A 12858-nucleotide genomic window follows, 5' to 3' on the forward strand; every position below is an offset into this window, starting at 1 on the left:
GCCTCATTTCTTATAGAGCGAGACGGTCTGCGAACATTTTTCGACCGCCTTATGCGCCAGAATAACGCCGAGCATAATGGCTTTGGCGTCGACATCATAGGACGCGTAAGAGACGGCGAAAGAGGGGTCCGGCGAGAAATTCGCCGGCTTTGGGCCAGGCTCGAGATAGCAGCCCTTCCCCTGTCGGATAATCGACGAGCTGCCTTTCCAGAACGCGAGACGCATGGGGCATAGCTTGACTGTTATGTTGCTAATTGCGTCGGCGGCGACGACAGTGCAGGACAGCGCGGTGTCCAGCACGCTGAGCAAAGCCACTTTATCGCCCCCGCGGATGACGACGTGGGACTCGCGAACCGGCGCATTGCCGACGGCGTAGCGTGTGTCGCCTGCGGATTGGTAGGCGCGGTTGTTTTTCGAAATCATGTCGGCCCACAGATCGACGAAGGGTCGATCCTCCGGGCCGGGGATCTGCAGGTCGCGATAGACGACTGGTCGCCACGTCTCAGGATGCGGGGTGAGGCCCTGCGCGCTAGTGAAAGAGGGGAGGAGGACGGCGAGGAGGGCGATGGAAAGGCGGGGCATCGAGGAACAGTCCGTAGAAGATGAGAAATGGATTTCAATATAATATATGATATCGCGATCTTTGATAGAGGCGGCGCGACCAGAGTTCGGCTTAGCTCGGAGACCCCTCGAAAACAAAGCGCTCAGCGCCAGATTCGGCCTGGGAGAAAGGCGTGGCCTCCGCGAGCGCCGGGTACGCGCGGATGAACATCGAGTCGAAATATCCGGACGCAGTCGTCCTGGAGATCTTGGGAGTGACGCTGCCGCCGGCGGTTGTGCGGCTATGGAATCCCGCGCAAGAGAAGACCGCCACTGCCGAAAAAAGAGGCGCGCCTCTGGTGACAAGTGAAGACTGGGCAGGAAGCCCTGGGGCGAAATTGCGGGCTGTGGCATTCTGCGCTATATTTCACGGAGTGGGACGCCGGGCTTTCGCCCGACGCCCCTGGCCTTAGAAGATCAGCTGGACCCGGATCAGCACTCGCCAGTGGTTCCGGGTCCTTTCGATTCTAAGGGTGAAGCTCAGTGGTATGAACCACACAGCGATCACCTCCGTGTCGAGGCGGGGCTTCCGCCACAGCCGGGGGAGCCTATCTCCTCCGGTTGCGCCGCTGGCCCGGCGCTGCTGCTTCCGCCGTCGACGTTCGGTTCCTGCTCCCTTAATCGTTAAGCGACAGTTCCCGAGGGCGCGCGACCAGCGCTGGCCTAACGGCGGGATTTCATCATAATATAGCCCGATCTAATTTCGGATAGGGCATTCGATGGGCAGGCTCGATGCATTGGACGAGCTGCGCGGGCTGGCGATCACGTCGGTGTTACTGTCGCATCTCGGGCTTGTCTTCGGGCGAGACGCGGCAACGGCGAGCGCGTTTAACCTCCCGGTGTTCGGCGTGGGCGTCGATCTGTTTTTCGTGATCTCGGGATTTGTGATCGTCCAAAACGTCCATGCGTTGAGAGAGGCCGCCGGCACAGAATTTTGGCGGGGCGCCATGGCTTTTTGGGCGCGGCGCGCGCTGCGGATCGCCCTGCCTGCGTGGGCGACGATCGCGGCGATCGCGCTGTGGGCGTCCGGCGCCTCGATCGCGGATCTGGAGGCGGCGGCAGGATTCTACGGAAATTTTCATTGGGCGCCCTGCTTCGAAGGGGCAGGGGACTGCGGCGATGCGCTGGCGACGTCGCATTTCTGGTCCCTCGCGATCGAAATGCAGTTTTACGCGGTGGCGCCCTTGGTTGGGGCCTTGTCGCTGAACCAGACGCGCGCCGTCGCTGCCGCCATTTTGCTGGCCGGCGCACTAACACCAAGGCCGTGGGGCGGCTTCCTATGGGCGTTCAGGGCCGATGGTCTGATGATCGGCGCGCTCCTCGCGCAAGAGCAGCGATCGGCGGGGTCGTGGTGCGAGCGCGCGCCGCCGATCGGAGTGGGCCTTGCGACATTCTGGTTGATGATCGCGGCGACGCTGGCGCGGGTGTTCGGCGGCGGCGCTTCCGGCGCTGGCCTGGTCCTCGTTGCAGCGATCTTCGGATTCGTGGTCGCAGGCAGCGTAAGGGAGGAGAGGCGGGGCTGGGCGGCGCTGGCTTCGATTGGGCGGCTCTCGTTCTCGATCTATCTCGTGCATCTCCCGATTTTCGCGATGACGCGCGCCGCGTTGGAGCGATCGGCTTCAGGCGAGGTGATGATGCTCGCGGCGATCGGCGCGACGACGGCGGCGGCGATCGCATTGGATCGATTGGCGGCGCGGCCGGCGCAAGCGGCGGCTCGAATCTTATCTGAGCGCATCTGTCGTCGGTTGGCAGGGCGCAGGACAGCAACCGGATCGGTGACGCGATGACGGAGCGGGAGGAAGCGCATTTTGGCGCCGGGGAAGGATTTGCCGAGCTGGGGGAGGAGGCTCCCGGCGAAGTCACCTGGGCGCCAGACGATCTGCCATCGTCGGAGGAAAGGTCGCACGGGTGCAAGATCGCCGTGCCGACAGGATTCGAAGGAAAGCCGGAAGCGATAAAGATCGCTGAATTCTGGTTGAATGTCGCGGATGGCGATCCGCTTTTGGCGCTCGTAAGGGCCTGCGAACGCATGTCGGAAATCGTGGATAAGGAGAGCTTCGGGTTTCGAAGGGGGCGAAGCCCGGTGATGCCGACGGGGCTCTTGCGAGATGAAAGATTGCTCTGACGAGTGAAACGGAGACTTCGATGACAAAGAGCGGTGAGTTTGTGGAGCAAGATGATCTGGCTGGCGAGCTCGCGCTAGCCTTCGCTCGCTTGCCCGAAAACGACCGTCGACGATGCCGGCATGTCCCGTCAGGCGATCGGACCGCCGACATTTTGGTGCATGTGGAGGCCGAGGATGGGTCGCAATGGCTCGAGGGCGTCGTGGTCGACGCCCAGAGAGACGATGTCGGCGCGATGTGTCTCGACGAGGAATTCGTGGTGTTCAGCGTGACGGCCGAGGCGAGTGGTGAATTGATCCGGTGTAACGCATCGGCATGTCGCGTGGAGCTCCTCTGAAAGAGGAACCGCCATTGCGAGTGGTCAATTTTTATAGGGCGTGGTGCGGCGGCCAAAGGGTAGCCAAGCAAAGTTGTCGGTGGGCGACGCTTCAGGGTTGATCCACGGCGCCGCGGCGTGCGGCGGATCGGTAGGGCGCATGTGCCACGCGCCTGCGTAGTAGTAGTAATTCACGGTCTCGCGAGACAGGCGCAGGTCTGAGGCGTTGTAGAAATCAGTGGCACAGTGAATGGCCTCGCCCTGCGGGGGCTCGATCCGGCCGGTCGTGTCGTTGAGCGTGCCAGGCGCGCAGGCGAAGACCTGGACACGAACAGCCTTTCGATCGTCCGGGCTCGAGCGAGCAGGGTCGAGCGTTACGAGATAGTCGCGGCGAAAGGCGTTGTTGGCCTGGTCCTGCGTCGGGTAAGGGGCCTGGCGAGCGAGCACTGGGGCGAATGTGTCCGGCTCCTGAGCATATTCGAGGCGGCCAGGAACGACTCTCGCCGGTGCCAGCAGTGGCTCTCGGCTTGGGGCGAGGAGGGCGACAGGCTCCGGTACCGTTGAATTGCAAGCGGCGATCGGCGCGGCGACAGAGAGAAACGCAAAGCGGCGGAAAAGCTTCATGGGGATGCACCCTAAATTTTAGTGAATCACAAATAGCCGGCCGGGGCGCACCAAGGCAAGCGGATAACCGGATCTATTCGTTTGAGACTTGCGCCGCGGTTGGAGTGGGCACTTCCCAGGGCATAGTGAATTGGCTGGACCAGAGACCCCGGTAAGTCTTTTTTGCCTGTTCCTGAGCCGCGCCATAAGCGCGAACGAGCTCGTTTCGATCCGGCGGCAATGTGACGGCGAGTCCCTCTTTGAGCATGTCTGCCGCGAGGTCGGAATGCTCTGAGGATGAACAGCGGGCCAAGCGAACCGCGTCCTGCTCGCGTAGAATGTTGCAGGATACCCATTTTCCGAGCGTGGCGTTCACGAGCCAGCCCGTGGCGACCGCGGCGCAAGGCCAATGCTGCCGGGCGAGAGTGGCGAGCTGCCCGGCCCGGCAAGAATCAACCCCGTAGAGGCGATAGACAGACCCGGTCTCGATGTCGCGGAAGCTTGTCGAGTCGAGGACTTCGACACGCATGGGCGGAAGTTGGGCCGGCGTGTTCGGAGTGTATACGGTCTGCGCCCGGCAAACGCCGGGCGCAGACACGATGGCGATCGCGGCGAGGAGCGGACGGATCATGCGGATGTCCTAGGAGATCAGAGAGCCGGCCACATAATCGCTGGGCGCGGAGGAAAAGACCGAAGGCAGGGCTCCCAAGGTGATGTTGTGGTTGATCGTGAACAGCAAGCTCCAGTCTACCAGAGTTTGGTCCTGAAACGCGAGTTGGATGAACCCTGTGTCCGAGCCGATCCCATGATAGGCGACACCATTCATATCGATGTCAGATCCTGTCACAGGGCCGATGAAGATCGAGTCGCCAGTATCTTTCAATACGAGCGCAGCGTTCCCTTTCCACGTCTCCGAATAATAGGAGCTGCCCGGGACTCCGGAAGTGTTGGTGAGCGCCGCGTCCCAATACAGCGTGACGTCGTCGGAGGTCACGCCATCGAACTCAATCGTGTTGATACCGGATACGGTCGCGCTGCCGCCAAGACCGCCGCTCTGCGTGGCGACCTGCACGTAGTCATGGCCGCTGCCGCGTCGAAGCAGCACGGTTGCTCCATCGACCAAAGTGCCATCGTTGTTCCAATTTTGAGGAACTTGCGTTGCATCGATGACGTCGTTGCCGGTTCCTCCATCAATGATGTCGCCGCCGACGGCTGTGCTGATGTAATCGGCTCCGGCGCCGCCGAAAAGGAAGTCTTGCGACGCGCCATCATGGATTCGATCAGAGCCTCCGCCGCTCAGAATGAGGGAACCGTTGTCGCCGGCGAAGAACTCGCCACTGTTGGCGCCGCCGAGTACAGCGGAGCGGCCGGAGAGATCCGCGGCGACGGAGGCGCCAGTGGTCTGAAAAACGAATTGGTCTGGCCCGAAGGCGTCGATAAGGGAGAAGGCTTCGGCGTATCCAGGGTCATTTTGCAGCAGGTTCCAATTCGCCTGGTCGAAGGTTCCGATTGCTGCGAGCTTTTCGCCGGTGAGCATGGTGCTCAGCCACCCAGCATCGCTTGACGCGGCCGCAGAGGCCGCAGCAATGTCTACAGCGATCGAGCCGCCTCGATCACTGACGAATGGCGCGAGGACTCCTGGATCGGAGCTGGTCATCACCGCATCCAGCAGAACGCCTTCGATTGCGTCCGAGTAGAAAGGGTTGTCAGCCGATGCGCCGGCGCTCGAAATCGGGACGATGAGATTTGTGATCGGCGTGACCGCGTGATCGCCGATGTATTGCGTTGCGGCCGTCGCCCAAACGCCGTCCCCCTTCACGAACGTGTAATTGCGCCAGTCGATGACATAGCCGACGCGCATATCTTGGACCCAATCGAAGGCGCTCCCGTAATTCGCATCGGCCGGATTTCCGAAAAGCTGGTGGCCGATCATTGCCAAATAGGTTTCGGCATAGTGGGTGAGCGTCGCCGTCATCCAGTCGTAGTTCGAGCCGAGGGTCTCGATGATGTTGTATGGCGTCCAGGCTTCCTGAGCATGGGGATTGCCGAAGTAGGTTAGAGAGAACGTCAACGAGTGGTAGTTGGCGATGTCGCTCGGAGTAATATCATTCCAGCCAGCTTGCGTTCTAGCGGCATAATCGCGATTGATGAGATCGAGGCGAATAGCTTCTTGATTCGCTGCCGAATATGTCAAGCCTAGGTCATGAACCAGCTTGTTTTGCGCATAGGTGTTCGCAACGATGGAAGCCCATGAAGTTGGGTTCTGCACCGATGCGGCGAGATTGCCATAAGGGAAATAGTGTGCGATCGCGCTGTAATAGATCGTCGCTCCAGACGTTCCGCCCGTCGCCAGCGCTTGATCACGGGCGGCAGTGATTTCATCGATCTGATTTTGGGTAAGAGACATGTGATACTCCTTTCATTGAATGTCGTCATCACGGAACAGTCATGTGATTTATTAAAGCGATTGTATGATCGCGTATTTGACGCCACTCGGCTAAGTGACTTCGCCCGAACGTGAGTTTCACGAGGCTCTTTTGATAAAAAAAGAATTCGCTACAGCTAGGGAAATTTACCGTTCCTGCCATGTCGCAGGCTATTATCAGTTTAAGCTCGTTGCCTTCACGAAGAACGAACCCATCATGTCTCTGATTTCGATCTTCGCTAGTGACCGTCTCAAGGCCATCCCATTCAGCATGTGGGCCTTCGATCGTAGCTCCTCGCAAACGCGCTTTAAAGGTGCTTTCCATCGTTGCGCCACGCAAACCGCCGATAAGCAGGTTTAGCATTGGTCCCCATCCCTGGCCCCAGACTTCAGACGGCACAGCCAATTGATTGTTTCGAGTGGCGGGGACGATATCTGGAAGCAGAGCCTTCAAGAAAATTCCCTGATCCGATCCGTCCTCTTTCGGCGGGTAGGCAAAAAATGGTCGAGGAATGGACAGATGCAGGCCATTGACGAGGACCTGGACACAATCGGTCTTGCAGGCCAGTTCAGTGCGCGCCTCGGCGTGAGCCGGGATCATGAACGCAAGAACGGCGGTCAACGCAGCGCCGGCGACGGCAATCGGCCTTGTAGGAGTCGTACGATCAGCGCGCATCTCGCGGCCCTTCGCGATCGGAGGGAAGGATCGTGAAACGGTCAATAAATGCAATTGCGCTGTCGCGGATCGAACGCCAGTCCGAGATCCGATGGCGTCCAAATGTTAGCTGCACCAATGCGTTGCGGTAGAAGAAAAACTCTACGCAAGCAGGGAAATTGACAGTTCCGTTTATAGTGCATGTCATGATGAAATTCAGCTTATCATCTTCCCGTAAAAAGAAGCCGTCATTTTGTTGGTGTGGATCTTCACTCGAGGCCGTCTCAAGGCCATCCCAGATTGGGTACGATCCTGTGAGGACATCTCGACCCAGGTGCGCTTTGAGGATCGTGTGAAACGTCGCTGCTCGTGGCTCCTCGATTAGCATATTGAGCGTCGGCCCCCATCCCTCACCCCAGACGGCGGAAGGCACTGCGAGTCGATTTTTGCGTGTCGCCGGAGCAAGGTCGGGTAGGAGAGCGCTAAGAAATATGTCGTGATTTGTGCCGTCTCCTTTCGGAGGAGAGGCAAAATAGACGCGCGGGATCGACAGATGCAGGCCATTGACTAGGGCCTGGACGCAATCCGCTTTGCACGCCGGTTCCGAGGGGGCTTCGGCGTGAGCCGGGACCGTTGCCACGAGCAGGGCAATGGACCTCGCTATGAGGCCGGAGCTCCAGCGGCGCACTGTCGGCGCCGCACGTTCAGCGTTCGTCTTGTTGCTCGTGGCGATCATTTTTCATCCTAGAACTGCGGCTTAGCGACCATCAGCCAGAAGATCAGGATCATGGCGGCGAAAGCGGGCCAGCCGAGGGTAAACCACCAGAGGAGATAGGTGCGATAGACGGCCGGCAGAGCCGCATCTTTCTCGAGGCATTGCGCGGCGATGCGCGCCATGCGGATTTGCAGCCACACGACCGGCAGCCAGCAGGCGCCGACGAAGAGATAGAGCGCGACGGCCGCGAGGAGCCAGGGGGTATCCAGCGGCCAGCCCTGATCCAATGCGAGCAGCACTCCAGTGACGGGCTGCACGATGACGGCGGGGGTTGTGAACAGCCAATCGGCGAGCACGACATTTCTGTTGCCGACGACGATGGCCCGCAAATCGCCGCGCAGATTGCTGGCGAGGCCGTGAAAGGCCGTGCCGATCCCCGTGCCGAACAAGATAGTCGAGCTGATGATGTGCGCGGTCTTCAGAGTGACGGGATCGAGCATGGGTCAGGACTCCAATGCGATCATGACGAGGATCGCCGCAGCTATCGGCAGATTCTTGAGCAGCGGCGCGAAGGGATGCAGCCAATAGTCCGACGGCAGACGGGCCGCGATGATCGTGAAGGCAAGCATGGTCGCGAGCTGCGCGGCGCCGACGAGGGCAGGGCGCCAGCGCAGCAGCAACAGTACGCCGAGCAGGAGATCGACCGCCGCGCCCCCATAGAGCGCAAAGTCGGCGAGCGCGCCGTGAACGCCTATCTCGGCGAGCAGCGCATAGCTCTTCTCCTGCGGATAGAGTCCGAAGGAGAGAAAGCCCGTCGCGACCCACAACAGGCCGAGGCTCCAACGCAGCACCGGAGGCAGGAAGAACAGTCGCGCCGCCTGCCTGTCCGCCCCGCAGGCCGGCTCCAGCGCCAGAGCGTCGCGAATATAGCGCGGCGGCCGGCCGAGCGCGGCTGTCATCGGCGAACAATCCGCCACATTGCCACGAGAGAGGAGCTTCACCACCTCGCGATTGAGCGGGCCGGTCGTGACACGACCGCCGATTGAGGCCGCGAGCAGAAACAAGCGGTAGGGCACGCGAAAGAAGCGCGCGGGCTTCAAGCCGAGCCACTCGCGCAACAGCGCGAGCAGCGTGTCCGTCGTCATCGGCTCCGGGCCGACGACATTGAAGCGCCTGGGGGAGGGCGCGCCTTCCGCGATGCGCGCGGCGACCTCGGCGAGATCGCTGACGTGCGCGGGCTGAAAACGCCAAGCGTCGTCGCCGAAGCTCGGAAGAAAGGGGAGGACAGCGGCGGCGAGCAGCCAGCGCGTGCTCGCGCCGCCCCGTCCGACGACGAGCGAGGGGCGCAGGATGCGCCAGTCCAAGCGTGCGCCGTCCGGATCGAGCGCGGCGAGTTGCTCCTCAGCGACCGCCTTGCTGCGCTGATAGATGGTTTCACCTTGGCTCTCCACGCCGAGGGCCGAGACGTGGATGAGCCGCGTGACGCCTACAGCGAGGCAGGCGCGAAAGAGATTGGAGGCGCCATCCGCATGGACGGCGGCCATGCTATTGGCGCCGACGTCCCTAACGAGCCCCGCGCAATTGATAACGACTTCGAAGTTCGCGAGCTTATCGCGAAGTTGGGCTTCGCCGTCACGAGCCAGATCGATCTCGACCCGCGATGAGGCGTTGACCTCATGCCCGCGATCTCGGAGTCGGCCGGCAATATGCCGTCCGATAAATCCGCTGCCGCCTACGATGAGAATGCGAGCCAAGGTCAGTCTCCGCAAATTTCGGCGATGAAAAAATAAATACGATGGCGGGAATTAGTGGTTGCCGGTTTTTGCCGAATCTTTCTGGACCGCGGCATGTGAGCCGATGGGCCTTGTCGTCCCCGAACGAGACTACTCGTCGTCGCCGCCGCGTGTGTCGCTTATGGGATGCGCGTCAATCCGGCCGATCTCCAGTTCCGTCGTGTAGATGCGATCGGCGCCCTTTTCGTAAGAATTGGCCCTAATGCGGCCGTCTATGTTGACTTGCCACCCGATCTTGACGTTGGCGATAATGTAATCGCCAATTTTTCGGTTGAAGGTGAAAGCTGTCAGGAAGTCGGTTTTTTTCTTCCGCTCCCCCGTTTCTTTGTCAGTCCAAAATTCATCGACGCCTATGGTTATGACGGTTTTGGGAGTTCGGTCCCCGAATTGACGGGGGGCCTGAGATACATTGCCCGAAATCACAAAAAAATTGCGCGAGGTCATGGAGCGGCCCTCAAATTGGTTACAGCGTATTGTTTAATGAAGAAAAGCCGGTTTGCCAACAGGCGCGGGCGAAGAGGGTGGAGGGCCGGTTTCGAAGGGGGAGGCGCTCAAGCGCCTCCAGTTCCGAATTTCCAGACCGGGATACCGAGCTTGCGGGCCTTGTCGGCGAGATTTTCCTGAATGCCGGTTCCGGGAAAGACGATGACGCCGATCGGAAGGGTTTCGAGCATGGCGTCGTTGCGTTTGAAGGGCGCCGACTTGGCGTGTTTGGTCCAGTCGGGCTTGAAAGCGATCTGAGTGACCTTTCTGTGATCGGCCCAACGGGCTGCGATCAGCTCGGCGCCTTTCGGCGAGCCGCCATGGAGGAGAACCATGTCGGGGTGTTTGGCCCGCACTTGATCGAGCTTCGCCCAGATAAGGCGATGGTCGTTGAAATCGAGTCCGCCAGTGACGGCGATTTTCGGACCGGGGGGCAGGAGCACTTCGTTGTCTGCACGTTTTTTCGCGGCGAGAAAGTCGCGGCTGTCGATCATTGCGGCAGTGAGATTGCGATGATTGACCATTGAGCGACTGCGGGGACGCCAGGCGGAGCCGGTGTGTCGTTCGAAGTGATCGGCGGCCTGGTCGCGCATCAGTTCGAAGGCGTCGCGACGCTCGAGCAAGGTCTGGCCTTCAGCGATCAGGCGCTCGAGCTCGACGGATTTGATCTCGCCACCATCCTGCTCACGCTGGGAGCGTCGTTGCGACTGTTCGTTGTCGTCGAGCTGACGATCGACCCGTTCGGCGGCGCGCTGAAAGAGATTGACCGTGGACCACAGAAGGTCGGGAAGGTCGGGTTCGAGGCGCGTGTCCTGCAGCGCGACAATGAGTGCGTCAAAAATGTCCGAAACGGCTCCCGCAACGAGGCCACCTTCGGGCAATGGTCTGCGGTCGGGCTCGTCTTCGAAGGGGCGATGGCCGTAGAGCTGGAGCTCCTGCAAGAGATGGTCGGTGGGGGAAGAAGCGTGCTGGGGCTCGTTGTCGTCTTCGCGTTCAGTGATCATGATGCTTCCCTCTTCGTCGGTCAGCCGCGTCCGCCGCGGCCTTCATGGCGACGAAAGCGGCACGCGGGGCGGGACCTGCACCCGGAGCGAAGCGGAGGGCCGTAGCAAAGCGAAGGACGGCTAGAGGTCGACTATTTTGCTTCGCGATGGAACGCGGCCTTCAGGCCGCGACGGAAAATAGTCGGCCGCGGCCGTTGCCGGTCCGAACCGCTTGCCGATCGATCGCCCTCTAAAGAAGGCCGCGAGCGCGGCTCTCACCGACGACTTAGGAAGCGAAATCAAACAAACGCCTCAGGCGACAAGAAGCCCTTCGCTTCTTCTCTCGATCGCTATCCGATGAGCGAGAGACACGGCCGAAACTCCAAGATCGATCGAGCCGGATCGTGAAACGCCAAAGGGAGACGCGGCCGGCGAGATCGGCCGCGACACAGAGCCGAAAACTCGTCCTGACAGCGCCAGCGCCTCGGCCCGACTTCCTTCTGGGTTCTCGCCGAGATCTGCCCCGCCCTGCCGAACGGATCGATGTCGGCGCCGACTTAGCCGCGATTATGCAGCGCTTGACCGGCTCGCGCGGTGAAGTGGAAGATTTTTTGGGTTCGAGATAACCGCGCGCGCAGCGCCAGCGGCTCTGGCGGCGGGCCGGAGTTTCGAACGGCGAAGGCTTGCGGGTTGAGGGAAAAGGGTTCGGATTTCGGGGGCGCTCGCCCCGCGCTTCATGTCGCGAGGCGCGGGATGCGCGCGAGCGCAATGCGGAGGAATTGCCGGTCGGGACAGCTGGTCGGCAGATGGATTTTGATGGCGGTCTTCATCTCGACGACGCGCGCGGCGATCTTCACGAGGCGCAGACGAAGAGTATCGAACTGAGCCGTGCGCCAAGACGAGCGCTTGGGCGCGGCCATGCGCAGGCCCCACATGATCCAATAGGCGCCGGCGTGCAGGAACAGGCGAAGCTGATTGGCCGTCGCTTTCATGCATGAGGTTCGGTCGGCGCAAAGATGCGTCTTCCAGGATTTTATATGGTTCTCGGCCTGGCCGCGCCGGCAGTAGACATCTTCATAGAGACGGCGGGCGTTGCGGGCCTCGAGATTGGTGACGACGAAGCGCGTGTCGACGCCGTCGGGCCCGGCTTCGGTTCGCGCGATGATACGCTCGACGCGGCTCCAGCTCTGCGCGCCGTCGAGGAATTCCTTGTAGCGCCGCGCCTTGCCGGCCGAAGGCGCCGCTTCGAACACGGCCTTGGTTTTGGCTTCGAGCCCGAGGATATGCGACCTCAGCGTCGTCGTCGGGGCGACGCCGAAGATGAAGTCGAGGCCATTGGCGCGGCAGAAGTCGATCGTCTCGGGCGTGCAATAATGGCTGTCGGCGCGCAGCAGAATTTTCGTTCTCGGCCAATTGGCGCGGATGCTGCGCAGCAGGCGGCGCAGGAAGCGTTCGGCCTCTTTTCCGCTGGGGCGCTTGGCCGGCCGCAGCATGGCGGACACGAAGCGGCCGGAGCCGTCGAACACGACGATCGGCTGAAAGCCATATTCGTCATGATGCGCATTGAAGAGGCGGAGTTGCTGGCCTCCATGGACGGCGTCGAAAGTGTCGTCGATGTCGAGCGTGATGCGCTCTGGAACGCGATGGAACGACTCGCAATAGAGATCGGCCATGGCGCGGCCCATGCGCAGCAGAGCGCGAGCGTCCGGCAGATTCTCGAAGCGCGAGATCGTTGATTGCGAGGCGAGCTCGCGCTCGGAAGGCGCGAGCCCTTGCGCCATCTTGAACATCGGATCGCCGCGCAGCGCCGAGGCGTCGTTGCCGTCCTCATAGCCGGCGCCGATCATGAGGAGGCGAAAGCGAATGATGTCGGCGAGCGTATGGGTGACGAGATCGGGATCGCGCGGATCACGGATGCAGCCGGCGAGCCGCTCCGCGACGCGCAGGCGCTGCTCGATCTCACGCAGCAGCAGCACGCCGCCATCGGATGACAGCAGGCCGCCGTCGAATTTGGCGACGACAGCCTTGCCGGAAACAGGTGACAGGCCGGAAAGCGGCAGGGTAAAATCGTTCATGGCGGGGCGTGGCGGCTTCGAAATGGCGCGAGTTGGATTCGACACCCGAACTCTACGCCAAATCAAAAGGCTGTACCACCCCCGCCA

13 protein-coding genes are annotated in these 12858 nt (G+C 61.2%); 2 read left to right on the forward strand and 11 right to left on the reverse strand.

Features of this window, described 5'->3' with window-relative positions:
• Positions 1 to 3: 3 nt before the first annotated feature.
• A complete protein-coding gene (locus IY145_RS23560) occupies positions 4 to 582 on the reverse strand; it encodes a hypothetical protein (protein WP_196410740.1) in 579 nt (192 codons plus the stop codon).
• A gap of 755 nt (positions 583 to 1337) precedes the next feature.
• Here IY145_RS23560 and IY145_RS23565 point away from each other — a divergent pair.
• Both IY145_RS23565 and IY145_RS23570 read left to right on the forward strand, forming a co-directional pair.
• Positions 1338 to 2387, forward strand: a complete 1050-nt coding sequence (locus IY145_RS23565) for an acyltransferase (RefSeq protein ID WP_196410741.1) — start codon at positions 1338 to 1340, stop codon at positions 2385 to 2387.
• Between the two features lie 358 nt (positions 2388 to 2745).
• Positions 2746 to 3060, forward strand: coding sequence for a hypothetical protein (locus IY145_RS23570; protein ID WP_196410742.1), 315 nt, complete (start codon positions 2746 to 2748; stop codon positions 3058 to 3060).
• A 24-nt stretch (positions 3061 to 3084) separates the two neighbouring features.
• Here IY145_RS23570 and IY145_RS23575 read toward each other — a convergent pair whose 3' ends face one another.
• The 10 genes from IY145_RS23575 to IY145_RS23620 all read right to left on the reverse strand — a co-directional run bounded on the left by IY145_RS23575 (position 3085) and on the right by IY145_RS23620 (position 12771).
• Positions 3085 to 3663 (reverse strand): hypothetical protein, encoded by a 579-nt coding sequence (locus IY145_RS23575; RefSeq protein WP_196410743.1) that lies wholly within the window; start codon positions 3661 to 3663, stop codon positions 3085 to 3087.
• Positions 3664 to 3736: 73 nt separating this feature from the next.
• On the reverse strand, positions 3737 to 4273 hold the full coding sequence (locus tag IY145_RS23580) for a thermonuclease family protein (protein ID WP_196410744.1): 537 nt from the start codon (positions 4271 to 4273) through the stop codon (positions 3737 to 3739).
• 9 nt (positions 4274 to 4282) lie between these two features.
• On the reverse strand, positions 4283 to 6049 hold the full coding sequence (locus IY145_RS23585) for a hypothetical protein (protein ID WP_196410745.1): 1767 nt from the start codon (positions 6047 to 6049) through the stop codon (positions 4283 to 4285).
• A gap of 28 nt (positions 6050 to 6077) precedes the next feature.
• On the reverse strand, positions 6078 to 6689 hold the full coding sequence (locus IY145_RS23590; RefSeq protein WP_196410746.1) for a hypothetical protein: 612 nt from the start codon (positions 6687 to 6689) through the stop codon (positions 6078 to 6080).
• Positions 6690 to 6732: 43 nt separating this feature from the next.
• Positions 6733 to 7458: a hypothetical protein gene (locus IY145_RS23595; RefSeq protein ID WP_196410747.1), complete on the reverse strand. Its 726-nt coding sequence runs from the start codon at positions 7456 to 7458 to the stop codon at positions 6733 to 6735.
• 8 nt (positions 7459 to 7466) lie between these two features.
• A complete protein-coding gene (locus IY145_RS23600) occupies positions 7467 to 7937 on the reverse strand; it encodes a DUF2269 domain-containing protein (RefSeq protein ID WP_196410748.1) in 471 nt (156 codons plus the stop codon).
• 3 nt (positions 7938 to 7940) lie between these two features.
• A complete protein-coding gene (locus tag IY145_RS23605; protein WP_312030651.1) occupies positions 7941 to 9206 on the reverse strand; it encodes an SDR family oxidoreductase in 1266 nt (421 codons plus the stop codon).
• 114 nt (positions 9207 to 9320) lie between these two features.
• The gene (locus IY145_RS23610) at positions 9321 to 9674 is read right to left on the reverse strand and encodes a single-stranded DNA-binding protein (RefSeq protein WP_196410750.1); all 354 of its coding nucleotides are present in this window, start codon (positions 9672 to 9674) and stop codon (positions 9321 to 9323) included.
• A 107-nt stretch (positions 9675 to 9781) separates the two neighbouring features.
• Entirely contained in the window at positions 9782 to 10717 is a 936-nt protein-coding gene (locus IY145_RS23615) for a DUF2493 domain-containing protein (RefSeq protein ID WP_196410751.1), read from the reverse strand.
• Between the two features lie 713 nt (positions 10718 to 11430).
• On the reverse strand, positions 11431 to 12771 hold the full coding sequence (locus tag IY145_RS23620) for an IS1380 family transposase (RefSeq protein ID WP_196408705.1): 1341 nt from the start codon (positions 12769 to 12771) through the stop codon (positions 11431 to 11433).
• Between the last annotated feature and the right edge of the window lie 87 nt (positions 12772 to 12858).

It is taken from the genome of Methylosinus sp. H3A, from assembly GCF_015709455.1.
GTDB lineage: Bacteria > Pseudomonadota > Alphaproteobacteria > Rhizobiales > Beijerinckiaceae > Methylosinus.